The sequence below is a fragment of the Streptomyces sp. Wb2n-11 genome, from assembly GCF_001049855.1.
Taxonomy (GTDB): domain Bacteria; phylum Actinomycetota; class Actinomycetes; order Streptomycetales; family Streptomycetaceae; genus Streptomyces; species Streptomyces altiplanensis.
On the sequence record NZ_CVPB01000001.1, the window covers coordinates 5,307,578 to 5,331,778 of the forward strand.

Consider the following 24,201-nt stretch of genomic DNA (forward strand, 5'->3'; position numbering starts at 1 on the left):
ACGCGGCACGGACACCTCGCGCACTCCGCCCCCGGCACCGCGCAGCACAGCGCCGGGCCGGGCCGGCCGCCGGAACCGCTGGAAGCGACCGGCCGGCATGCGGACGGCTTACCGGCGGCGTACAGCCGGAGCAGGGCCGGTGTACCGCCGCCCGCTGTGCCGCCCCCGCGCCATCGGGCAGCATGTCCCCATGTCCGTACTGACGCGCGACGAAGCGCAGACCCGAGCCCAGCTCCTCGACGTCCACCGGTACACGATCGACCTCGATCTGACCCGCGGCGAAGACACCTTCGACTCCCGCACCGTCATCCACTTCACCACGCACACCGCCGGAGACACCTTCGTCGAGGTCAAGCCCGCCACCCTGCGCACCGCCACCCTCGACGGACAGCCCCTCGACCCCGAAACGCTCGACGGAAACCGCATCCCCCTCACCGGCCTCGCCCCCGGAGACCACGAGCTGCGCATCGACGCCGCCATGCGCTACTCCCGCACCGGCGAAGGCATGCACCGCTTCACCGACCCCACCGACGGCGAAACGTACGTCTACACCCAGCTCTTCATGGACGACGTCCAGCGCGTCTTCGCCGCCTTCGACCAGCCCGACCTCAAAGCCGTCTTCGCCCTCACCGTCACCGCCCCCGGCCACTGGACCGTCCTCGGCAACGGCATCGCCGAACACCAGGGCGCGGGCCGCTGGACCATCGCCCCCACCCCCCTCATCTCCACCTACCTCGTCGCCGTCGCCGCGGGCCCCTGGCACTCCGTACGCACCCACCACGCCGGCCTGCCCTTCGGCATCCACTGCCGCCGCTCCCTCGCGTCGCACCTGAACGCCGACGCCGAGGAGATCTTCGACATCACCCGTGCCTGCTACGACCGCTACCACGAGAAGTTCGAAGAGCCCTACCCCTTCGACTCCTACGACCAGGCGTTCGTCCCCGAATTCAACGCCGGCGCCATGGAGAACCCCGGCCTCGTCACCTTCCGCGACGAGTTCGTCTACCGCTCCGCCGTCACCGACACCGAACGCCAGACCCGCGCCATGGTCATCGCCCACGAAATGGCCCACATGTGGTTCGGCGACCTCGTCACCCTCCAGTGGTGGGACGACATCTGGCTCAACGAGTCCTTCGCCGAGTACATGGGCTACCAGACCCTCACCGAGGCCACCCGCTTCACCGGCACCTGGACCGACTTCGCCGTCGCCCGCAAGGGCTGGGGATACGACGCCGACCAGCGCCCCTCCACCCACCCCGTCGCCCCCGACCCGGACGCCGTCCCCGACACCGCGTCCGCCATGCTCAACTTCGACGGCATCTCCTACGCCAAGGGCGCCTCCGCCCTGCGCCAGCTCGTCGCCTGGCTCGGCGAGAAGGACTTCCTGACCGGCATCAACACCCACTTCGCCCGCCACAAGTTCGCCAACGCAACCCTCGCCGACTTCATCGACAACCTCGCCTCCGCCACCGACCGCGACGTCCACGCCTGGGCCGGACAGTGGCTCCGTACGACCGGGGCCGACACCCTCACACCACGGACCGCCGAGGCCGGGGGCCACTGGCACCTGAGCGTCGACCAGGACGGCAGCCGTCCCCACCGCATCGCCGTCGGCACCTACGACCACGACCTGGTCGACAGCCGGAGCCTCGTCCTGCGCGAGCGGTTCGAGATTGACGTGCCCCAGGGCGAGTCCGTGACCGTACGGGCCGGCCGCCGCCCCGCCCTCGTCGTCCTCAACGACGGCGACCTCACCTACGCCAAGATCCGCCTCGACAAGGAGTCCGAGGAGAGCGCGCTGCGCACCCTCTCCGGCATCCCGGACCCCCTCACCCGCGCCGTCGTGTGGAACTGCCTGCGCGACATGGTCCGCGACGGCGAACTCGAACCCGTCACCCACCTGGAGACGGCCCGCGCCCACCTCCCGGACGAAACCGACCTCGCCGTCGTCCAGGGCGTACTCGCCTTCGCCGCCACCCACATCACCGACCGCTACCTCTCCCCGGCCGCCCGCCCCACCGGCCTCGCCACCCTCACCTCCCTCTGCCGCGACCTCATCCGCCGCACCGAGGACGGCACCAGCCCGGGCCTGCGCCTCACCGCCGTACGCCACTTCATCGACGCCGCCACCCAGCCCGACGGCATCCAGGACTGGCTCCACGGCGGCAGCGTCCCCGGCGGCCCCGAACTCGACCCCGCCCTGCGCTGGCGCATCCTGCGCCGCCTCGCCGTACTCGGCGCCACCGACGAGACCGCCATCGCCGCCGAACTCGACCGCGACCCCAGCGCCACCGGCCAGGAAGGCGCCGCACGCTGCCTCGCCGCCCTCCCCACCCCCGAGGCCAAAGCCGCCGCCTGGACCCGCATGTTCGAGGACGACACCCTCTCCAACTACCTCTTCACCGCCACCGCCCAAGGCTTCTGGCAACCCGAACAGGCCGCCCTCGTACGCGACTACGTCCCCCGCTACTACCGCGACGCCAAAGCCGTCGCCGACCGCCGCGGCCCCGCCATCGCCGAAGCCGCGGGCCGACACGCCTTCCCCCACTTCGCCGTCGACACGGACTCCCTGCGCCTCGGCGAGGACTTCCTGCGCGACACCGAGATGATCCCGGCCCTGCGCCGCAAACTCGTCGACCAGCTCGACGACCTGCGCCGCGCCATCGCGGTACGGGAAAGCTGACCCACCGGGACCCGGTCCGGCGCGACGCCACCGCCCCCACCGGACCGGGCCCCCTACCAGCTGCACGCGGCGAACTCTCCTCTCCCACGCGGCAGTACCACTTTCGGGTTGAGATCGTTGAGCACTCCGGACGCGCCGGCTCATGCCTGTACACGCTGGTGTGCCAGCCCAGCGCACCCGAAGGACCACGCATGAGTACGCCGCCCCCCGGCACCCCCCTCCCGCCCCTCGCCGGCGGCACAGGAGGCCCCGCCGCCCTGCGGCCCCTGCTCGACACCGTCCTCGACGCCCTCCACCAGGGCGCCCTCGCCCGCGGCGGACCGCTCCCCGCCGGCGGCCCCGGCCCCGTCACCGAACGGCTCCTGGACGCCGTCGGACCCGCGCTGCCCGCCACCGGCACCGGAGCCGAGGAAGCCCTCCGCACCCTCGTCCGCGCCCTCACCGAAGGCGCCGCCGACCCCGCCGACCCCCGGTGCGCCGCCCACCTGCACTGCCCGCCGCTCGCCGTCGCCACCGCGGCCGACCTCGCCGCGTCCGCACTCAACCCGTCCATGGACTCCTGGGACCAGGCACCCGCCGCCTCCGCCCTGGAAACCCACATCGCCCGTGCGCTCGCCGCCGAGGTCTACCCCCAGGCACCCGCACCCGACGCCCTCCTCACCACCGGCGGCACCGAATCCAACCAGCTCGCCCTCCTCATCGCCCGGGAACGCCACGGCCCCGTACAACTCGTCTGCGGCGCCAACGCCCACCACTCACTGCCCCGCGCCGCCTGGCTCCTCGGCCTCCCCGAACCGGTGACCGTCCCCGCCCCCACCGGCGTCATCGACCCCGCCGCACTCGACGAAGCCCTCACCGACCTCCACCACCCCCTCCTCGTCGCCGCCACCGCGGGCACCACCGACACCGGCAGTATCGACCCCCTCACCGACATCGCCGACCTCTGCGCACGCCACCACGCCGAACTCCACATCGACGCCGCGTACGGCGGCCCCCTGCTCTTCAGCGACGTACACAGAACCCGCCTCGACGGCCTCTCCCGCGCGCGCACCGTCACCCTCGACCTGCACAAACTCGGCTGGCAGCCCGTCGCCGCGGGACTCCTCGCCGTCCCCGACGCCGCCACCCCGGCCCCCCTCGGCCACCAGGCCGACTACCTCAACGCCGACGACGACACCGAAGCCGGCCTCCCCGACCTCCTCGGCCGCTCCCTGCGTACGACCCGGCGCCCCGACATCCTCAAAATCGCCGTCACCCTCCGCGCCCTCGGCCGCCGAGGACTCGCCGACCTCGTCGACCGCACCTGCGCCGCCGCCCAGCACCTCGCCGACCTCATCGAGAACACCCCCGGCCTCGAACTCCACGACCGCCCCACCATCAGCACCGTGCTCTTCCGCCCCACCCGCGCCACCGACGACGACATCGCCGCCATCCGCCGCACCCTCCTCACCGAAGGCCGCGCGGTCCTCGGCCGCGCCCGCGCCGACGACCGCCTCTGGCTCAAAGCCACCCTCCTCAACCCCCACACCACCCACAGCGACCTCGAAGCGCTCCTCTCGCTCCTCTCGTCCCTGTCACTCCCGGAAGGCAGCACCCACCGATGACCGCCCCCCAGCACCAAGAACCCGACCAGTCCCACGACCTGGTCGGCATCGGCATCGGCCCGTTCAACCTCTCCCTCGCCGCCCTCGCCGACGGCGTGCACGGCGGCCTCACCACCGCCTTCTACGAACAACGCCCCGCCTTCCACTGGCACCCCGGCCTCCTCATCGAAGGCACCACCCTCCAAGTCCCCTTCCTCGCCGACCTCGTCACCCTCGCCGACCCCGCCAGTCCCTGGTCCTTCCTCAACTACCTGCGCACCCGCGACCGGCTCTTCCCCTTCTACTTCGCCGAGCGCTTCCACATCCAGCGCGCCGAGTACGACGCCTACTGCCGCTGGGTCAGCACCAACCTCCCCGGACTCCACTTCAGCCATCAGGTCGACGCCGTCCGCTGGAACGCCGAACGCGAAGCCTTCGAAATCGACTTCACCCAACTCGACACCGTCGGCGAAGCCGAAGCCCTCGGCCGCGCCTACACCCGCAACGTCGCCCTCGGCATCGGCACCCAGCCCCACGTCCCCGAACCCCTCCGGCCACTCGCCGAAGCCCCCGCCGTCCCCGTCATCCACTCCGCCGAATACCTCGACCACCGCGAACGGCTCCTGACCGCCGAACACATCACCGTCATCGGATCAGGACAGTCAGGCGCCGAGATCTTCCTCGACCTGCTCCGCGCCCGCCCCGCAGGCCGCGAGAAGATCACCTGGCTGGCCAGGACCGAAGCCTTCGCCCCCATGGAGTACTCCAAGCTCGGCCTGGAGCACTTCACCCCCGACTACAGCCGCTACTTCCACGCCCTCCCCGAGTCCGTACGCGACGCCCTCGGCCCCCGCCAGTGGCAACTCCACAAAGGCATCGACACCGACACCATCGCCGCCATCCACGAAGAGCTCTACCGGCGCAGCCTCCACGGCGGCTGGCCCGACGCGGTCCTCACCCCCGGAGTCTCCGTACGCACCGCCGGCCGCGTCGGCACCACCAAGGTCGAACTCCACCTCGAACACCTCCAACAGGGCACCCGCTCCCGCCTCACCACCGGCGCCGTCGTCCTCGCCACCGGCTACCGCGAACGCCCCCTCGGACGGCTCCTCGCCGGACTCGACCCCTACATCCGCCGCGACGCCGCCGAACGCCCCCGCATCGACGACCAGTTCCGCATCGTCCTCGACCCCGCCGTCACCGGATCCGTCTATGTACAGAACGCCGAACGGCACACCCACGGCGTCGGCGCACCCGACCTCGGCCTCGCCGCATGGCGCAGCGCGACGATCCTCAACTCCCTCACCGGTACCGACCCCTACCCACTGCCGACGCGCACCGCGTTCACCAGCTTCGGCCTGGAACGCCGTGAGGCACCCAGGATCCCCGCACAGCAGCCGGCCCTCACCCCGCTGTCCCAGGGCCGCTAGGAACACCGGACGGGCCGGACCCTCCCGCTGAGCGGGTACGTCCGGCCCGTCCGGCGTCGGCGCCGGGGGACCGAGGTGCGGAGCGGAACCTCGCAGGGCCAACGCGCCCGCCGCCCCTAGAACACCGGCACACCGCCCCGCGTCAGCTTCCAGCCCACCGACGCGAACTCCGCCGGATCCAGCACACCCTTCGCCCGCACCCAGGTGATGATCGTGTTCCGGATCTCCTCCGAATTCGCCCACACCTGCTTCGCGCCCGCGATGTGCGGAAACGCCCCGCCACCACTCGCCCGGTAGTTGTTGACCGCCAGCACGAACTCCGCCGCCGCATCCACCGGCTCGCCCTCGAACGCGAGATCCACGATCCGGGAACCGGCCGGCTTCGCGATGTCGACCTCGTACGTCAGACCCGACACCACGTCGTAGTTGTAGTCCGGGATGCCCCCCGCGTTCGTCAGCTTCGACGTGTCCACCGCGGCCCCCGCCGCCGTCTGCACGTAGTACCGCGCCGAGAACTCCAGGTACTCCCTCAGCTGCGCGCCGGTCAGCACCCGCGCCTCCAGCGTGTTCTCGAACGGGTACAGACCCGCCGCGTCCTTGATCGTCACCTCGCCGGCCGGCACCTTCGCCGTCCGCGAGAAACACGACGCCTGCGACAGCACCGGAAGCCCCGCGTACGCCCCGCCCGCCAGCGCCGCCCGCACCGTCTCGGTCTGCACGTGGTTGATCAGATCGATCAGCGGCTCGTCCTTCCACGCCGCCTCGGCCGTCGTCATCGCGGCCGTCGACGTGCCGATGACCTGGTTGACGTACGCCACGACCTTCTCGTGCTCGTCACCCAGCAGCCGCACGATCTCCGGGTCCTCCGGGACCGTGTTCGAGTTCAGGACCTGCGCGCCGGCCTTCTCGACCGTCCAGCGGCCCTTCGACCACACCAGGTCGAAGTCGAAGAGCGTCAGCCGCTGCCCCCACTTCAGGGGCTCCGACAGGACGACCTTCTTGCCCGTCTCCTCGTTCTCCACGAAGTACTCGGGAATCTCCGTGTGCGCGTGTCCGACGAGGATCGCGTCGATGCCGGGGACCTGCTCGGCGACCAGACCCGCCGCGTTCTCGACGTACGGAAGCTGGTCACCGTACGACGACGTGCCGCTGGAGCCCGAGTGCGCCGACACGATGACGACGTCCGCGCCCATGGAGCGCAGCTTCGGCACCCACTTCGCCGCCTGCTCCTCCAGACCCGGGAACGTCATCCTCCCCTGCACGTTCGCCTTGTCCCAGATCGCGATACCCGGGTTCGTCAGACCGAGCACCGCCACCCGCACATCACGGCCGTGCGGCGTACGCAGCCTCTTCATGACGTACGGGGGGAACGCCGGACGCAGCGTCTTCGCGTCCAGGGCGTTCGCGCCGAGCAGCGGGAAGTCGCACTGCTCCTCGAACTTCCGCAGCACCGGTATGCCGTAGTTGAACTCGTGGTTCCCGAGAGCGGCCGCGTCGTATCCGATGGCGTTCATCGACTGCGCCATCGGGTGCACAGGACCGCGGGCCGCCGTGATCGGGTCGATCTTGGCGTAGTAGTACGACAGCTGCGTTCCCTGGATGGTGTCGCCCGCGTCGATGAGCAGCGTGTTGTGGCGGCCCTTCTCCTCGCGGACCCGGTTCACCAGGGTGGAGATCTTCGCCAGGCCCACATCGTTGTGCGCCTTGTCGTCGAACTCCCTGTCCGTGAAGTAGTCCCAGTTGAAGACATTGCCGTGCAGGTCCGTCGTGCCCATCACGGTGAAGGAGTACCGCTTCGGCGCCCGTCCCTTCCCGCGCGCTTCGGCGGCGGTGGCGGGGGCAGGGGCGGCGACGGCCCCGCCGGCCACGGCGACACCGGCTCCTGCGGCGGCCGACCGGCCCAGGAACGTCCTACGGTTCAGCGGCATCTTGTCGTCTCCTCGTTCCGTTGCGCTGTGTGACGCGCGTAGATTCTGACCCAACCCGTCACACCGGCAACACCCCTTTCACGTTTCGATCTGATGACCACCCGTTGTCACCCCCGGATGCGACAGTGGAAAGCGTGACCGACGAACCGAATCCCCCGGCCCCCCACGCCCCGTACGGCACCCCCGAAGCCCCCCGCCTCGCCGTCCAGGGCGAAGCCCGCCTCGCATTCGACCCGGAAATCGCCCGCATCGGCATCACCGTCAACGCCCGCGGCACGGACCGCCGCACCGCACTCGAAGACCTCACCCGCCGCAACAGCCTCGCCCTCGACCTCGTCAAGTCCTACGGCGACGCCGTCGAGAAGGTCGAAACCGGCGCCTTCTCCATCAGCCCCGAACTCACCCGGCGCGGCCGCGGCGAACGCGTCCGCGCCTACCACGGACGCGTCCGCATCACCGCCGCCCTCACCGACTTCACCGCGCTCGGCGAACTCGCCACCCGCCTCGCCGACCTCGAACTCACCCAGGTCGACGGCCCCTGGTGGGCCCTGCGCCCCGACTCGCCCGCATACGCCGAAGTACGCCGCCACGCCGTACGAGAAGCCGTCAAACGCGCCCGCGAATACGCCCAGGCCCTCGGCGCCGACCTCGCCGCCCTCGTCGAACTGGCCGACCCCGGCGCCGAAGACGCCCGCCCCGCACCGTCCGCCTTCGCCGGCCGCATGCGCTCCGCCGCACCCGAAACGGCCGAAGACGCCCCCGCTCCCGCCCTCGACCTCGAACCCCGGCGCCAGACCGTCCACGCCCTCGTGCACGCCCGCTTCACCATGACCCCGCCCCGGCTCTGAGGCTCCGGAACGCCCCTCTTCGCGTGCTCATCGGAGCACCCCCATGCACATTAAACACTTGTCAACAACCTTTCACGCAAAGGTTGTTGAGCAGTCATGCGCGACCAATTGTCTACTGACTGGTAAGCCCTAGGCTCGAACCATGCGCCGAGCCAAAATCGTTTGCACCCTAGGGCCCGCCACCCACACATACGACCAGATCAAGGCACTGGTCGAAGCCGGAATGGACGTCGCCCGCTTCAACCTCAGCCACGGCACCTACGCCGAACACGAAGAGCGTTACCAGCACGTACGCAAAGCCTCCGACGAAACCGGCCGCAGCGTCGGCGTACTCGCCGACCTTCAAGGCCCGAAGATCCGCCTCGGACGCTTCCGCGAAGGCCCCGTACTCCTTGAACGAGGCGACGATTTCACCATCACCGTCGAACCCATGGAAGGCGACCGCCACACCTGCGGCACCACCTACCAGGGCCTCGCCACCGACGTCAGCGCAGGCGAACGCATCCTCGTCGACGACGGCAAAGTCACCCTCGAAGTCACCGGCGTCGACGGACCCCGCGTCCGCACCCTTGTCATCGAAGGAGGCATGGTCTCCGACCACAAGGGCCTCAACCTCCCCGGCGTCGCCGTCTCCGTACCCGCGCTCTCCGAGAAAGACATCGAAGACCTCCGCTGGGCCCTGCGCACCGGAGCCGACATCGTCGCCCTCTCCTTCGTACGCAGCGGACGCGACATCGAAGACGTCCACCGCGTCATGAAGGAGGAAGGCCGCCGCCTCCCCGTCATCGCCAAAATCGAAAAGCCCCAGGCCGTCGAGAGCATCGACGACATCGTCGCCGCCTTCGACGGCATCATGGTGGCCCGCGGCGACCTCGGCGTCGAAATGCCGCTCGAGCAAGTCCCGATCGTCCAGAAGCGCGCCATCAAACTCGCCAAGCGCAACGCCAAGCCGGTCATCGTCGCCACCCAGATGCTCGACTCGATGATCGAAAACTCCCGCCCCACCCGAGCCGAAGCCTCCGACGTCGCCAACGCCGTCATCGACGGCACCGACGCCGTCATGCTCTCCGGCGAGACCAGCGTCGGCAAATACCCCATCGAGACGGTCAGGACCATGGGCCGCATCGTCGAAGCCGCAGAGGAAGACATCCTCGCGAAGGGGCTCCCGCCGCTCACCGAACGCAACAAGCCCCGCACCCAGGGCGGGGCCGTCGCCCGCGCCGCCGCCGACATCGGCGACTTCCTCGGCGCGAAGTTCCTCGTCGCCTTCACCCAGTCCGGCGACACCGTCAAGCGCCTCTCCCGCTACCGCTCGCCCATCCCGCTGCTCGCCTTCACCCCCGACCCGGCGACCCGTTCCCAGCTCAACCTCACCTGGGGTGTCGAAACCTTCCTCGGCCCCCACGTCGACTCCACCGATGCCATGGTCGCCCAGGTCGACGAGTACCTCCTGCGCATCGGCCGCTGCAGGAAGGGCGACGTCGTGATCATCACAGCCGGCTCCCCGCCCGGCGTCGCGGGCTCCACCAACCTCGTCCACGTCCACCACATCGGCGAGAACGGCACCGCCCCGAGCTAGCCGCCGCAAAGGGCCCCTCCGGGGAGGGGCCCTTCCCTGTGCCGCGGATGCCGCCGGATCAGTGCTTCGGGCCGATGTGCGCGTCCATGAGCGCGACGGACGCGCGCTTGGCGACCGAGATGTTCTGGGCGGCACGGCTCTGGTGCGACGGCTTCCACGCGACGCCGAGTGCGTCGAGGGTGTCGGTGAAGAGGCGCAGGATGTCGGCGGATGTGTTGGTGAAGAAGTACCGCGGGTATTCATAGCGCTTCTGCTCGCCGCCGATGAGGCGGGTGGTCCAGTTGGTGATCCGGCATCCGTCCGAGTGGATGAGCCCCCGGACGAATTCCCATGGACGGTCGTCCACGGCGGCCTGCTGCCAGGCTTCGAGCACGATCGCCCGCTCGTGCTTCTTGCCCGGCCCGTGCTGGGGGAAGAGGCACGGCCAATGGCGGCCGTAACTGGTGACCATCACGCAACCCTCCTGCCGGAGGACATGGACGGAATCCTCGGGACGGACGGCTGTGACGGCGTTCCGGCACAGATCGATCAGGCCCGGCCAGGCATCGGCGCACGCGATGCGCAGGTAGTAGCCGCCGCGGCGGTGCGGGCTGATGCAGCGTCACCGAGGTAGAGGCCCAGGAGGTACGCGTACGCGGCGGTGTCGGCCGGAACTCCCGGTACGGGCAGGCACCGAGGGCACGGTGCGGCTTGCCCGGACATGCGCGGCAGCGGCTCGACGCGGGCCTGCCATTCACGGATCGCGGACCGGGATATGCCGGTCTGCCTGCTCACGGAGCTGAGGCTGCGGCCTTGGGCGACGAGTGTCAGAACGTTCTTGCGCGTGTCGAGGTCGTACATGCGACCGAGCCTGACCGGGTCTTGTCGGCTCAAGGTCGGAGCAGTGCCGCGTTCACGCGTTTACGTGAAATCCGACGGTTCTTCTGCGGCCTTCGAATCTAAGGAAAAGTGCCCCGAGTCGGACTCGAACCGACACTGGATGGGTTTTGAATCCATTGTCTCTGACCAATTGGACTACCGGGGCTCAGGGAATCGAAGATTGATCTCGACCCGCTGCGCGTCCACCATACCGCAGCTAGGTAGGCTCATGGAGAGCTGTACCTGCCGTGGAACGAGGAGCCCCGTGACCACCCCCGAGTCGCCCCAGCCCGTCGCCGACGACGACAACAAGTCGCACGTCCCGCCGCTGACGACCCGCGTCGTCATCGCCGAGGACGAAGCCCTCATCCGCCTCGATCTCAAAGAGATGCTCGAGGAGGAGGGCTACGCGGTCGTGGGCGAGGCCGGCGACGGGCAGCAGGCCATCGAGCTCGCCCGCGAGCACCGGCCCGACCTCGTCATCCTCGACGTGAAGATGCCCGTCCTCGACGGGATCTCCGCCGCCGAGAAGATCACCGAGGAGTCCATCGCCCCCGTCCTCATGCTGACCGCGTTCTCGCAGCGCGATCTGGTGGAGCGGGCGCGGGACGCCGGGGCGATGGCGTACCTGGTGAAGCCGTTCAGCAAGAGTGACGTCGTGCCGGCCATCGAGATGGCGGTGTCGCGGTTCACGGAGCTGAAGGCGCTGGAGAACGAGGTCGCGGACCTCACGCAGCGGCTGGAGACGCGGAAGCTGGTGGACCGGGCGAAGTCGGTGCTGCAGACGCAGTACGGGCTGACGGAGCCGGCCGCGTTCCGGTGGATCCAGAAGACGTCGATGGACCGCCGCCTGTCCATGCAGCAGGTGGCCGAGGCGGTCATTCAGGATGCCGAGGAGAAGAAGGCCGCCAAGGAGCAGTCCTCGTAACTCCGTGGCGCCCGCGTGTCGGGGCCCGTACCGCCCACCGGGCGGTGCGGGCCCTTTCCGCGTTCTGTGCTGACCCTCGGTGAGCAGGACGTTTTCGTCTCCTCAGGCCCTCGGGACGGTCCGGATTCAAGTCGTCCTGATCTTGTACCGCATGAGCGACATGTCCGCTCACGGGTAAGGAGTGTTCTCTTTCCGGCGCATGACCGAGGTCACAGGGCGATCACACATCCGTTCGTCACCTATGCGGGTGACGTGGAGGCTGAGTAGATTCCCCGCACATCACGCGGTGTTGTGGCGGCGTGTGTGCATGGGGAGTCAACTCCCCTTGTTTTACAAGATCGCTGTGGCTGCCCCAGGGGGTTCGTAGTGCTGAATAAAACTATCGTCAAGGTGGCCATTCCGGTGGTCATCGGCGCGCTGGCGCTGACTGGTTGTGCTGGGGACTCCGAGGCCGGGGACGGCGGCTCGTACAAGATCGCTTTCCAGGGCCCGCTCTCCGGCGACAACACCGCGCTGGGCGAGAACGAGGACAAGGGTGTCCGGCTGGCCATCGACCAGGCGAACGCCAAGGGTGATCTGCCGTTCAAGCTGGAGTACCTGCCGGTCGACGACCAGGGGCTGCCGGAGAAGGCGACCGCCGCCGCCCAGAAGGCCATCGACGACCCGGACGTGATGGCGGTCGTGGGTCCGGCCTTCTCGGGTCCGACGAACTCGGCCGCCCCGCTCTTCGGTGACGCCGGGCTGACCGCGCTGTCGGCGTCGGCCACCAACCCGACCCTGACCGAGCAGGGCTTCAAGACCTTCCTCCGCGGTGTGCCGAACGACAGCGCCCAGGGCGCCGGCATGGCGACGTACTACGCCAAGAAGCTGAAGGCGAAGACGGTCTACCTGGTCGACGACAAGTCGGACTACGGCGTGGGTCTGGCCACCGTTGCCGAGAAGGAACTGAAGGCCGCGGGCGTCAAGGTCATCAAGAAGTCCGTTCCGGCGAAGACCCCGGACTACAGCGCGGCGGCCAAGGAGGTTGTCAACTCCAAGGCGGACGCGCTGATTTACGCGGGTTACTACCAGGACGGCGCGCCGTTCGCGAAGAAGCTGGACGAGGCCGGTTACAAGGGCGCGGCGATCTCCGGTGACGGTACGAACGACGTGAAGTTCATCGAGCTGGCCGGCGAGGCCACCGAGGGCTGGTACCTGACGTGCCCGTGCACCGACGCCAACGTCGAGTCGGCGACCAAGGAATTCACCACGGAGTACAAGAAGAAGTTCAAGGTGAACCCGGGTACGTACTCGGCCGAGGCGTACGACCTGGCGAACATGATCATCCAGGAGATGAAGAAGCTGGGTGACAAGGTCGACCGCCAGAGCCTCCACCAGGCGCTGCAGAAGGCCACGTACAAGGGTCTGACCAAGGAGTTCTCCTTCGACGACAAGGGTGAACTGAAGATCCAGAACGTGTACCTGTACCAGGTCAAGGACGGCAAGATCGAGTACCAGGGCGCCGTCGAGGAGCTGGCCGGAAGCTGATCCGGCACGGGGCCGCGTCCTTCCGGGTGGGGGACGCGGCCCGCTGCTATCCACCGCACACATCTGCTCAGCACGGCCGGGTCCGGTGCCGATCGCATCGGTCGGCCGGTCTGGTACAGCTCCCACAAGGAAGTCAGCTCGATGTCCCTCAATGAGTTCTGGGACTATTTGGTCCTAGGGGTGGTGCTCGGCTCGATCTATGCCGTCATCGCCATCGGTTACACCCTGGTCTACGGCGTGCTCCAGCTGATCAACTTCGCGCACAGCGAGGTCTTCATGCTCGGTGCGTACGGCGGCCTGATATCCCTCACCATCATCGCGCCGGGCGACAGTCCCTCGGCGCTCGCCTCGGTCGGTTATGTGGCGCTCGGTCTCGCGGCGGGCGGGCTCTTCGGAGCCGTCACCGCGTACGGCCTGGAGAAGGTGGCGTACCGGCCGCTGCGCCGGCGCGGCGCGCCACGGCTGATCTTCCTGATCACCGCGATCGGCGCCTCGTTCTTCCTCTACAACCTGGCGGGCAAGCTCTTCGGCCGCGACCCGCTGCCGATGCCCGACGCGTACGAGAACAAGAAGGTCTTCACACTCTTCGGGGCGGACCTGAACGTCACGCAGCTGCTGCTGCTCGGGGCGGCCGTGGTCATGATGATCGGCCTCGACCTGATGGTGAACCGCACCAAGCTCGGTTCCGGTATCCGCGCGGTGTCGCAGGACGCCGAGGTGGCTGGTCTGATGGGTGTGGACATCGACAAGGTGATCTCGCGGACGTTCGTCATCGGCGGTGTGCTCGGTGGTGCGGCGGGTTACCTGTACGGCACGTTCACGCAGGTCAAGTTCGACATGGGCTTCATCCCGGGCATCACGGCGTTCGCAGCGGCGGTGGTCGGCGGTATCGGCAACATCCGCGGGGCGATGCTCGGCGGGATGATGCTGGGCATCGTGGAGACGCTGACGGTGCCGGTGTTCGGCGGCGAGTGGCGCCACGTGGGCGCGTTCGTCGTACTGATCGGTGTGCTGATGTTCCGGCCGACCGGCATCCTCGGTGAGCGAGTGGGGAGGACGGCATGAGCGCGGATGTGTCGGTGAAGGATCCGGCGGCCAGGGCGGCGCGGCTGCGTCATGTGGCGTGGTACCAGCAGCCCCGGATGAAGCGGCTCGGCGCGATGCTGGCGCTGGGTGTGGTGCTCACGATGATGGTGGGCGAGCAGGGCAATACGCGTGACATCTTCTACTCGCTGGAGACCAGCTTCACGGGTGTGAACCTGTGGGTGTGCGTGGGGCTCGCGGTGGCGATCTGGGCGGTGCGCGAGTTCGCGGGCACGTCCGTGTCGAAGGTGGCGGGCTCGGCGGTGGCGGCCGGCCGTGCGCTGCCGGTGGACCGGGTACGGACGCTGCTGCGTACCCAGCCGAAGCTGAAGTGGGTGCTGGCGGCGGCGGGGCTGCTGCTGGCGCTGTTCGCCCCGTACAACCTGACGGGTTACTGGCAGACGGTGCTGGTGGACCAGGTGGCGACGTACGCGTTGCTGGCCATCGGGCTGAACGTGGTGATCGGCTGGGCGGGCCTGCTGGACCTGGGGTTCGTGGCGTTCTTCGCGGTGGGCGCGTACAGCGCGGCGTTCTGGACCGGTGCGCTGCCGGTGGATCCGCCGGTGGTGCTGAACAACTTCCTGGTGATTCCGGTCGCGGTGGTCACGTGTCTGATCGCGGGTGTGCTGCTGGGTGCGCCGACGCTGCGGTTGCGCGGTGACTATCTGGCGATCGTGACGCTGGGTTTCCACGAGATCGTGTACATCGTGGCGAAGAACGCGGACGGTTTCACGGGTGGTTCGGCCGGTGCGCGGCAGATTCCGAAGTTCTCGGCGTTCGGGTACGAGTGGAGTCTGGAGCGGATGCCGTACTGGTATCTGCTGGTGACGGTCATCGTCGTTCTGATCATTGTCTTCGTGCGGCTCGAGCACTCGCGGGTGGGCCGGGCGTGGACGGCGATCCGTGAGGACGAGGTGGCGGCCGCCGCCAACGGTGTGGACACGGTGCGGTTCAAGCTGATGGCGTTCGCGATCGGTGCTTCGACGTCGGGTATCGCGGGTGTGGTGTACGCGAGCAAGGTGGGTTACTTCAACCCGGAGAACTTCGTCATCCTGAACTCGATCCTGGTTCTGGCGTACGTGATCTTCGGCGGTATGGGGTCGATCCCGGGTGTGCTGATCGGCGCGGCGATCCTGGTGTGGCTGCCGGAAGTGCTGCGTGACTACGTGGATCCGTCGGACCGGTACATGTACCTGGGTGCGCTGCTGGTGGTCATGATGATCTACCGGCCGCAGGGTGTGTGGCCGTCCAGGCGCCGGCAGCGGGAGCTGAAGCTGGCGGAAGAGGGCTTGGGCGACGCGGATGCGATGTCCGAGCCGGCAGGAGGCAAGGTCTGATGTCCACCGATGTGACACCTGGTGCGGGTGGTTCCGGGGCGGCCGCGGCCGCCGAGGAGGATCTCGTCCTCCGGACGTCGGACGTGACGTTGCGGTTCGGCGGTCTGACCGTGCTCGACAAGGTCGAGATGCAGATGCGGCGGGGTGAGATCCTCGCGGTGATCGGTCCGAACGGTGCGGGCAAGACGTCGTTCTTCAACTCGCTGACGGGGGCGTACACCCCGCAGGAGGGCCGGATCCTCTTCCTGCCGAAGGACGGCGGGGAGAAGTCCCTGCTGGGCAGCAAGCCGCATCTGGTCAACCGGTACGGTCTGGCGCGCACGTTCCAGAACATCCGGTTGTTCGGCGCGCTGACGGCTCTGGAGAACGTGAAGATCGCGGCGGAGACGCGGCTGAAGGCCGGTCCGGTGTCGATCATGCTGGGGCTGCCGAGTGCGCGGAAGGCGGAGCGGGAGAGCGACGAGCGCTCGATCCGGCTGCTGAAGTTCGTGGGGCTCCATGACAAGCTCAACGAGGTGGCGGGGTCGCTGTGTTACGGCGATCAGCGCAGCCTGGAGATCGCGCGGGCGCTGGCCACGGAGCCGCAGGTGCTGCTCCTGGACGAGCCGGCGGCGGGCACCAACCCGACGGAGAAGCTGGAGCTCGAGCGGCTGATCCGGCGCATCAACACCGAACTGGGTGTCAGTGTGCTGCTGATCGAGCACGACATGCGGCTGGTGATGTCGGTGGCGGACCGGGTGATGGTCCTGAACTTCGGCAAGAAGATCGCCGAGGGGACGCCGAGTGAGGTGCAGCAGCACCCGGCGGTGGTGGAGGCGTACCTAGGTACGTCGGCCGCCGACGCGGACGCGGTGCGGAACATCATTGCCGAGCAGCGTTCGGCGCCGGACGAGGAGAGCACTCAGTGAGCACGACGACCGAGCTGCAGAAGGAGTCCGGCGGGCCGGTCGCGGTGCCGCTGCTGGAGCTGAGCGGGCTGCGGGTGGCCTACGGTGCGATCGAGGCCCTGAAGGGGATCGACCTGACGGTCGGTGAGGGCGAGATCGTGGCCCTGCTCGGTGGCAACGGCGCGGGCAAGACGACGACGCTGCGTACGGTGTCGGGAATGCTGACGCCGCGTCAGGGCGAGGTGCGTCTGCGCGGGGAGCGGATCGACGGCATCAAGTCGCACGAGCTGGTCAACTTCGGGATCGGTCATGTGCCCGAGGGGCGCCGGGTGTTCGCGCGGATGAGTGTGCGCGAGAACCTGGAGATGGGCGCGTACCGCTTCAAGGGTGTGGACTCGGCCGACATGGACCGGGTGTACACGCTCTTCCCGCGGCTCGCGGAGCGCAGGAGCCAGCTCGCGGGCACGTTGTCGGGCGGTGAGCAGCAGATGCTGGCGATCGGCCGCGCGCTGATGAGCCGGCCGGAGCTGTTGCTGCTCGACGAGCCGTCGATGGGTCTGGCGCCGTTGATCGTGGAGCAGATCTTCGTGATCATCCGGGAGATCAACGAGCAGGGCACGACGGTGCTCCTGGTGGAGCAGAACGCCACCCAGGCGCTGGGGCTCGCGCAGCGCGGTTATGTGCTGGAGACGGGTTCGGTGGCGGTCTCGGGGCCGGCGCAGGACCTGCTGGCGGACCCGCGGATCCGGGCGGCGTACCTGGGTGAGGGCGCCGCGTGAGGTAGCTGCTGGTGCGGGCGCGGCCCGTGTGCCGCGGCTGTGTGCCCTGTCGCCCCTGATCACCGCTCCGGCCCCGGCCCGGACGCTCTCCGCGTCCGGGCCGGGGCCGACGGCGTTGTGGCGCTGCCGGCCCCGGCCCGGCGGTCAGCCCTGGGGGCCGTTGCCGCCCATGTCGCGCAGCATGCAGGTCAGGCGGGCCGTACAGACGCGCTTGTCCTGCTCGTCGGTGATGACGATTTCGTACGTCGCGGTGGAGCGTCCGCGGTGGACGGGGGTGGCCACGCCGGTCACCAGACCGCTGCGGGCGCCCCGGTGGTGTGTGCAGTTGAGGTCCACGCCGACGGCGAGCTTGGAGGAGCCACCGTGCAGCATCGAGCCCACGGAGCCGAGGGTCTCGGCGAGCACGGCGGAGGCCCCGCCGTGCAGCAGGCCGTAGGGCTGGGTGTTGCCTTCGACGGGCATGGTGCCGACGACGCGCTCGGCGGACGCCTCGACGATCCGCACGCCCATGCGGGCGCCGAGGTCTCCGGCGGAGAAGAGGGCGGGCAGGTCCACGCCCAGCCGGGCGTACTCGTCGATGACCTCTTGCGGGAACTTCACAGTTGTCTGCTCGCCCATGGGGCCCGGCTCCGATCGTCGTACGGCGTCCATCGTCCTTAAGCGAACGCTTAGGCGGTGGGTGATTGTTCCAGACGTACGATCACGGACTTGCTCGCGGGAGTGTTGCTGGTGTCCGCGGTGGCGTCCAGGGGCACCAGCACGTTGGTCTCGGGGTAGTAGGCGGCGGCGCAGCCGCGCGCGGTGGGGTAGTGCACCACGCGGAAGCCGGGCGCGCGCCGCTCGACGCCGTCCTTCCACTCGCTGACGAGGTCGGTGTACGCCCCGTCGGCGAGGCCGAGCTCGCGGGCGTCGTCCGGGTTGACGAGGACGACGCGGCGGCCGCCCTTGATGCCCCGGTAGCGGTCGTCGAGGCCGTAGATGGTGGTGTTGTACTGGTCGTGCGAGCGCAGCGTCTGGAGCAGCAGCCGGCCTTCGGGGAGCTCGGGGTACTCGACGGGGGCGGCGGTGAAGTTGGCCCTGCCGGTGGGGGTGGCGAAGCGCCGCTCGTCGCGCGGGCCGTGCGGCAGGGTGAAGCCGCCGGGGCGGGCGACGCGCGCGTTGAAGTCCTCGAAGCCCGGGACGACACGGGAGATCCGGTCGCGGATCGTGGCGTAGTCCTTCTCGAAGTCTTCCCAGGGGGTGGCGGACGCGGGGCCGAGGACGGCCCGTGCCAGCCGGGCGACGATGGCCGGCTCGGACAGCAGGTGCGGGCTCGCGGGGGTGAGGTTGCCGCGGGAGGCGTGCACCATGCCCATGGAGTCCTCGACGGTGACGAACTGCCTGCCCCCTGCCTGTACGTCCTTGTCGGTGCGTCCGAGGGTGGGCAGGATCAGTGCGCGGGCGCCGGTGACGGCGTGCGAGCGGTTGAGCTTCGTCGACACGTGGACGGTCAGGCGCGCCCTGCGCATCGCGGCCTCGGTGACGGCCGTGTCGGGGGTGGCGCCGACGAAGTTGCCGCCCATGGCGAAGAAGACCTTGGCGTCGCCGTCGCGCAGTGCCTGGATGGACCGTACGACGTCGTATCCGTGGTGGCGGGGCGAAGTGATCCCGAATTCCTTGTCGAGGGCGTCGAGGAAGGCGGGGGCGGGGCGCTCGAAGATGCCCATGGTGCGGTCGCCCTGCACGTTGGAGTGTCCGCGCACGGGGCAGACGCCGGCGCCGGGGCGGCCGATGTTGCCGCGCAGCAGCAGGAAGTTGACGACTTCGCGGATGGTCGGCACGGAGTGCTTGTGCTGGGTCAGGCCCATGGCCCAGCACACGATGGTGCGCCGGGAGGCGAGGGCCATGGCGAGGGCCCGTTCGATCTCCGTGCGCTCCAGGCCGGTGGCGGCGAGGGTCTCGTCCCAGTCGGCGCCGCGGGCGGCGGCAGCGAACTCCCCGTACCCGTGGGTGTGCTCGCGTACGAACTCCTCGTCGACGGCGCCTTCCGTCTCGATGATCAGCTTGTTGAGCAGGCGGAAGAGGGCCTGGTCGCCGCCGAGGCGGATCTGGAGGAAGAGGTCGGTGAGGGCGGCGCCCTTGATCATGCCCTGCGGGGTCTGCGGGTTCTTGAAGCGTTCGAGTCCGGCCTCGGGAAGCGGGTTCACCGAAATGATCTTCGCGCCGGCGGCCTTGGCCTTCTCCAGGGCGCTGAGCATCCTCGGGTGGTTGGTGCCCGGGTTCTGCCCGGCGACGACGATCAGGTCGGCCTGGTGCAGATCCTCCAGGGAGACGCTGCCCTTGCCGATGCCGATGGTCTCCGTCAGGGCGGAGCCCGACGACTCGTGGCACATGTTGGAGCAGTCCGGCAGGTTGTTCGTGCCGAACTCGCGGGCGAAGAGCTGGAGCAGGAACGCCGCTTCGTTGCTGGTGCGGCCCGAGGTGTAGAAGACGGCCTCGTCGGGGGAGCCGAGCGCCTTGAGCTCCTCCGCGATGATCTCGAAGGCCCGCTCCCAGGTCACCGCGTCGTACCGCTCCGCGCCCTCCGCCAGGTACATCGGCTGGGTGATGCGGCCCTGCTGGCCCAGCCAGTACCCGCTGCGCGCGGCCAGGCCGGCGACGGGGTGCGCGGCGAAGAAGTCGGGTGTGACGCGGCGCAGCGTCGCCTCCTCGGCGACGGCCTTGGCGCCGTTCTCGCAGAACTCCGCGGTGTGCCGCTTGTCCTCCTCGGGCCAGGCGCAGCCGGGACAGTCGAAGCCGTCCTTCTGGTTGACCTTGAGGAGTGTCTGCGCGGTGCGGCGGACCCCCATCTGCTGCTGGGCCATCTTCAGTGTGTGTCCGATGGCGGGAAGCCCTGCGGCGGCGTGCTGGGGCGCCGCGACCTGCGGAGCGTCCTGGACCGGGTCACCTGCGGGCGGCTTGGCAGCCATGGTGCTCCCCTTCGAGCGGGCGGTTCTGTTCCGTGCGCCTCCGATCCTGTCACGCTCCACTGACACAGGGCGAGGCCGAGGGCGAGGGGCCGGATTGTCGGTGGCGGCGCCTAGGATCGGTGGCGTGTCAGAGACAGCATCGAAGAAGACCGCAGACAACCGTCCTCGCCTGCTCCTCATGGACGGGCACTCCCTGGCGTACCGGGCGTTCTTCGCGCTGCCCGCGGAGAACTTCACGACCGCGAGCGGCCAGCCGACGAACGCCATCTACGGCTTCGCGTCGATGCTGGCGAACACGCTGCGCGACGAGGCGCCCACGCATTTCGCGGTGGCCTTCGACGTGTCGCGCAAGACGTGGCGCTCCGAGGAGTTCCCCGAATACAAGGCGACCCGTTCGAAGACGCCCGACGAGTTCAAGGGGCAGGTCGAGCTGATCGGCGAACTGCTCGACGCGATGCACGCGGACCGGTTCGCGGTCGACGGGTTCGAGGCGGACGACGTCATCGCGACGCTCGCCACCCAGGCCGAGGCGGCCGGCTTCGAGGTGCTGATCGTCACGGGTGACCGGGATTCGTTCCAGCTGATCAGCGACCACGTCACCGTGCTGTACCCGACCAAGGGCGTCTCGGAGCTGACCCGTTTCACCCCGGAGAAGGTCCAGGAGAAGTACGGGCTGAGCCCGCGGCAGTACCCGGACTTCGCGGCGCTGCGCGGCGACCCGTCCGACAACCTGCCGGGCATCCCGGGGGTCGGTGAGAAGACGGCGGCGAAGTGGATCAACCAGTTCGGCTCGTTCGAGGAGCTGGTGGCCCGCGCCGACGAGGTCAAGGGCAAGGCCGGGCAGAACTTCCGGGACCACCTGGAGGCCGTGAAGCTGAACCGCCGCCTGACCGAGATGGTGCGTGACGTCGAGCTGCCCAAGGGGCCGCTCGACCTGGAGCGCGCTCCGTACGACCGCGCGGCGCTGACCGGTGTCCTCGACGTACTGGAGATCCGCAACCCGAGCCTGCGCGAGCGCCTGCTCGCCGTCGACCCGGGCGCCGGCGAGGAAGAGGCCCCGGCCCCGGCCGCCGGTGTGGAGATCGACGGCACGGTGCTCGGCTCCGGCGAGGTCGCGCCCTGGCTGGAGCGGCACGGCGGGCAGCCGCTGGGTGTCGCCACCGTCGACGCGTGGGCGCTGGGCTCCGGCAGCGTCAGCGAGATCGCGCTGGCCGCGGCCGACGGCGCGGCGGCCTGGTTCGACACCTCCCAGCTCGACGAGGCCGACGACAAGGCGTTCGCCGCCTGGATCGCCGACCCCACGAAACCCAAGGTCATGCACAACGCCAAGGGCGCCATGCGGATCTTCCCCGAGCACGGCTGGCAGGTCGACGGCGTCACCATGGACACCGCGCTCGCCGCCTACCTGGTCAAGCCGGGCCGCCGCTCCTTCGCGCTGGACGCCCTGTCCGTGGAGTACCTCCACCGCGAGCTGGCCCCCGCGGCCGCCGCGGACGGGCAGCTCGCGTTCGGTACGGACGAACGGGCCGAGGCCGACGCCCTGATGACGCAGGCCCGCGCGGTCCTCGACCTCGGCGAGGCCTTCGGTGAGCGTCTCGACGAGGTCGGCGCCACCGACCTGCTGCACCGTGTGGAGCTGCCCACCTCCGTCCTGCTGGCCCGCCTGGAGCGGCACGGCATCGCCGCCGACCGCGCCCACCTGGAGGCCATGGAGCAGCAGTTCGCGGCAGCCGTGCAGCAGGCCGTGAAGGAGGCGCACGACGCGGCGGGCCGGGAGTTCAACCTCGGCTCGCCCAAGCAGCTCCAGGAGATCCTCTTCGGCGAGCTCGCGCTGCCCAAGACCAAGAAGACCAAGACGGGTTACACCACGGACGCCGACGCCTTGGCGTGGCTGGCGGCACAGACCGAGCACGAGCTGCCGGTGATCATGCTGCGCCACCGTGAGCAGGCGAAGTTGCGCGTCACCGTCGAGGGCCTCGTCAAGTCCATCGCGACGGACGGCCGCATCCACACCACCTACAACCAGACGGTCGCGGCCACCGGGCGGCTCTCCTCCACCGACCCCAACCTCCAGAACATCCCGGTGCGTACGGACGAGGGCCGGGCCATCCGCCGCGGCTTCGTCGTCGGCGAGGGCTACGAATCGCTGATGACCGCCGACTACAGCCAGATCGAACTGCGGGTGATGGCCCACCTGTCGGAGGACGAGGGCCTGATCGAGGCGTTCCTGTCCGGCGAGGACCTGCACACCACCGTCGCCTCCCAGGTGTTCGGTGTGGAGAAGTCCCAGGTCGACCCCGAGATGCGCCGCAAGATCAAGGCCATGTCGTACGGACTGGCGTACGGCCTCTCGGCGTTCGGCCTGTCCCAGCAGCTGAACATCGACGCCGGTGAGGCCCGCGGCCTGATGGACACCTTCTTCCAGCGGTTCGGCGGCGTACGGGACTACCTCCAGCACGCCGTCGAGGAGGCCCGCGCCACGGGCTACACCGAGACGATGCTCGGCCGCCGCCGCTACCTCCCCGACCTCAACAGCGACAACCGCCAGCGCCGTGAGATGGCCGAGCGGATGGCGCTCAACGCCCCGATCCAGGGCACGGCCGCGGACATCGTCAAGGTCGCCATGCTGAACGTCGACCGGGCCCTGGGGGAGGCCGGGATGACCTCCCGGATGCTCCTCCAGGTGCATGACGAAATCGTGCTGGAGATCGCGCCGGGCGAGCGCGAGCGGGTGGAGGAGATCGTCCGCCGCGAGATGGCCGGCGCCGTCACGCTGCGCGCGCCGCTCGACGTGTCGGTGGGTGTGGGACCCGACTGGGAGTCCGCCGCCCACTGACCCCCGGGGCGCCCCGCGGGCGTGCCCTCAGTCGCCGGACGGGCCCGATGTGCCGGCCCGGGCCGGGACGCCCGGCCCGGCCGGCGACTGGGGCCCGGGGTCCGGGGCCGCGCCCCGCTCCGTGCCCCGGGCCGGCGCGCCGCGCAGCCACAGCCGCACCCCCACGGCGTACAGCACCAGTCCCACGGCGAGCCCCGAGCCGGCGCCGAAGCATACGGTCGGGACGTAGTCGAGCGGCTTCAGCTGCACGGTCTGCGCGGCGTACCAGCGCACGCACCGGTGGACGGCGCCCAGCAGCACGCACAGCGCGAGCAGCCCTTCGGCCGCCCACCTCCCCCGCGCGTCCAGCAGCGGTACGGAGGAGGGGGCGGGGCCGTCCGGCAGGCGCCGCAGCGCCGAGACGGTGAACCACACGATCACCGCGAGGGCGACGGCCGAGCCGCCGTACTGCGCGTACCAGTACACCGGGAAGCCGGCGACGACCTCACCGAGCACCGGCAGGACCTTCGTGCCCCATCGGTCGAGATGCGTGAAGGTGTCCCAGAAGACGTGTGTGCACGCGCCGATGACCGCCGAGAGGAGGAACCGCCAAGCGAGGGAGGGGAGTTGCATCCCGCTCCAGTCCTGGCCGCGCACGAAGCCGTGGAAGCGGGCCTGCCGGTGGCGCGGCACCAGGGCCAGCAGGGGTTCCCGCAGCAACAGCCACAGACCCACGAGTGCCGCCGTGATGAACACGTCGGCGGTGACGAGGCCCGGCAGGGAGTGGGTGACGTCTCCGAAGGCCATCGCGGCCGGGGCGGCGGTGGCCGCGAAATAGGTCATGTCGGGCGCGAACGACCCGGCGACGAGCGCCGATGCGAGCAGCGGTCCGCGCGCGGTACCGTTCCGTCGAATGCCCGGCAGCACGGCCGCGGCATGGCTGAGTGTGAACGGCAAAAGCACCCCTCGGTCCGCTTCTGGTCGATGG

16 protein-coding genes, 1 tRNA gene and 1 pseudogene are annotated in these 24,201 nt (G+C 69.6%); 12 read left to right on the plus strand and 6 right to left on the minus strand.

Annotation, left to right across the window (positions count from 1 at the left end; genetic code table 11):
• The first annotated feature begins 190 nt into the window (after nucleotides 1-190).
• The 3 genes from pepN to BN1555_RS24160 all read left to right on the plus strand — a co-directional run bounded on the left by pepN (nucleotide 191) and on the right by BN1555_RS24160 (nucleotide 5,696).
• Nucleotides 191-2,683, plus strand: a complete 2,493-nt coding sequence (pepN, locus tag BN1555_RS24150; protein ID WP_093803604.1) for an aminopeptidase N — start codon at nucleotides 191-193, stop codon at nucleotides 2,681-2,683.
• Nucleotides 2,684-2,874: 191 nt separating this feature from the next.
• The gene (locus BN1555_RS24155; protein ID WP_093801339.1) at nucleotides 2,875-4,287 is read left to right on the plus strand and encodes a pyridoxal phosphate-dependent decarboxylase family protein; all 1,413 of its coding nucleotides are present in this window, start codon (nucleotides 2,875-2,877) and stop codon (nucleotides 4,285-4,287) included.
• Complete coding sequence (locus tag BN1555_RS24160; RefSeq protein WP_093801340.1) at nucleotides 4,284-5,696, plus strand: lysine N(6)-hydroxylase/L-ornithine N(5)-oxygenase family protein; 1,413 nt, start codon at nucleotides 4,284-4,286, stop codon at nucleotides 5,694-5,696. The genes BN1555_RS24155 and BN1555_RS24160 overlap by 4 nt, the downstream gene beginning before the upstream one ends.
• Before the next feature lie 116 nt (nucleotides 5,697-5,812).
• On the opposite strand, the gene BN1555_RS24165 is transcribed toward BN1555_RS24160, so the two are convergent.
• Entirely contained in the window at nucleotides 5,813-7,624 is a 1,812-nt protein-coding gene (locus BN1555_RS24165; protein WP_093801341.1) for a bifunctional metallophosphatase/5'-nucleotidase, read from the minus strand.
• A gap of 134 nt (nucleotides 7,625-7,758) precedes the next feature.
• Here BN1555_RS24165 and BN1555_RS24170 point away from each other — a divergent pair, with 134 nt between their 5' ends.
• Complete coding sequence (locus BN1555_RS24170) at nucleotides 7,759-8,472, plus strand: SIMPL domain-containing protein (protein WP_093801342.1); 714 nt, start codon at nucleotides 7,759-7,761, stop codon at nucleotides 8,470-8,472.
• 142 nt (nucleotides 8,473-8,614) lie between these two features.
• Nucleotides 8,615-10,051: a pyruvate kinase gene (pyk, locus tag BN1555_RS24175; protein ID WP_093801343.1), complete on the plus strand. Its 1,437-nt coding sequence runs from the start codon at nucleotides 8,615-8,617 to the stop codon at nucleotides 10,049-10,051.
• 58 nt (nucleotides 10,052-10,109) lie between these two features.
• Here pyk and BN1555_RS24180 read toward each other — a convergent pair.
• Both BN1555_RS24180 and BN1555_RS24185 read right to left on the minus strand, forming a co-directional pair.
• A pseudogene (locus tag BN1555_RS24180) lies at nucleotides 10,110-10,891 on the minus strand (helix-turn-helix domain-containing protein).
• Nucleotides 10,892-11,000: 109 nt separating this feature from the next.
• Nucleotides 11,001-11,075 (minus strand) — tRNA-Leu (locus BN1555_RS24185).
• Between the two features lie 99 nt (nucleotides 11,076-11,174).
• Here BN1555_RS24185 and BN1555_RS24190 point away from each other — a divergent pair.
• The 6 genes from BN1555_RS24190 (at nucleotide 11,175) to BN1555_RS24215 (ending at nucleotide 17,450) form a co-directional block, all read left to right on the plus strand.
• Nucleotides 11,175-11,837 carry an ANTAR domain-containing response regulator gene (locus BN1555_RS24190; protein ID WP_093801344.1) on the plus strand — a complete coding sequence of 221 codons (663 nt, stop codon included), beginning with the start codon at nucleotides 11,175-11,177 and terminating at the stop codon, nucleotides 11,835-11,837.
• A 366-nt stretch (nucleotides 11,838-12,203) separates the two neighbouring features.
• Entirely contained in the window at nucleotides 12,204-13,364 is a 1,161-nt protein-coding gene (locus tag BN1555_RS24195) for a branched-chain amino acid ABC transporter substrate-binding protein (RefSeq protein ID WP_093801345.1), read from the plus strand.
• A 141-nt stretch (nucleotides 13,365-13,505) separates the two neighbouring features.
• On the plus strand, nucleotides 13,506-14,429 hold the full coding sequence (locus tag BN1555_RS24200; protein WP_093801346.1) for a branched-chain amino acid ABC transporter permease: 924 nt from the start codon (nucleotides 13,506-13,508) through the stop codon (nucleotides 14,427-14,429).
• Nucleotides 14,426-15,784, plus strand: coding sequence for a branched-chain amino acid ABC transporter permease (locus tag BN1555_RS24205; RefSeq protein ID WP_093801347.1), 1,359 nt, complete (start codon nucleotides 14,426-14,428; stop codon nucleotides 15,782-15,784). Before BN1555_RS24200 ends, BN1555_RS24205 begins: the two co-directional genes overlap by 4 nt.
• Nucleotides 15,784-16,692 carry an ABC transporter ATP-binding protein gene (locus BN1555_RS24210; RefSeq protein ID WP_093801348.1) on the plus strand — a complete coding sequence of 303 codons (909 nt, stop codon included), beginning with the start codon at nucleotides 15,784-15,786 and terminating at the stop codon, nucleotides 16,690-16,692. Before BN1555_RS24205 ends, BN1555_RS24210 begins: the two co-directional genes overlap by 1 nt.
• Nucleotides 16,689-17,450 carry an ABC transporter ATP-binding protein gene (locus BN1555_RS24215; RefSeq protein WP_093801349.1) on the plus strand — a complete coding sequence of 254 codons (762 nt, stop codon included), beginning with the start codon at nucleotides 16,689-16,691 and terminating at the stop codon, nucleotides 17,448-17,450. Before BN1555_RS24210 ends, BN1555_RS24215 begins: the two co-directional genes overlap by 4 nt.
• Before the next feature lie 144 nt (nucleotides 17,451-17,594).
• Here BN1555_RS24215 and BN1555_RS24220 read toward each other — a convergent pair whose 3' ends face one another.
• Both BN1555_RS24220 and BN1555_RS24225 read right to left on the minus strand, forming a co-directional pair.
• Complete coding sequence (locus BN1555_RS24220) at nucleotides 17,595-18,068, minus strand: PaaI family thioesterase (RefSeq protein WP_093801350.1); 474 nt, start codon at nucleotides 18,066-18,068, stop codon at nucleotides 17,595-17,597.
• Nucleotides 18,069-18,118: 50 nt separating this feature from the next.
• On the minus strand, nucleotides 18,119-20,398 hold the full coding sequence (locus BN1555_RS24225) for an FdhF/YdeP family oxidoreductase (protein ID WP_093801351.1): 2,280 nt from the start codon (nucleotides 20,396-20,398) through the stop codon (nucleotides 18,119-18,121).
• 124 nt (nucleotides 20,399-20,522) lie between these two features.
• Between BN1555_RS24225 and polA the strand changes: the two genes are divergently transcribed.
• Nucleotides 20,523-23,234, plus strand: a complete 2,712-nt coding sequence (polA, locus tag BN1555_RS24230; RefSeq protein WP_093801352.1) for a DNA polymerase I — start codon at nucleotides 20,523-20,525, stop codon at nucleotides 23,232-23,234.
• A gap of 27 nt (nucleotides 23,235-23,261) precedes the next feature.
• Here polA and BN1555_RS24235 read toward each other — a convergent pair whose 3' ends face one another.
• Nucleotides 23,262-24,170: a DUF4184 family protein gene (locus BN1555_RS24235; RefSeq protein WP_093801353.1), complete on the minus strand. Its 909-nt coding sequence runs from the start codon at nucleotides 24,168-24,170 to the stop codon at nucleotides 23,262-23,264.
• Nucleotides 24,171-24,201: the final 31 nt, after the last annotated feature.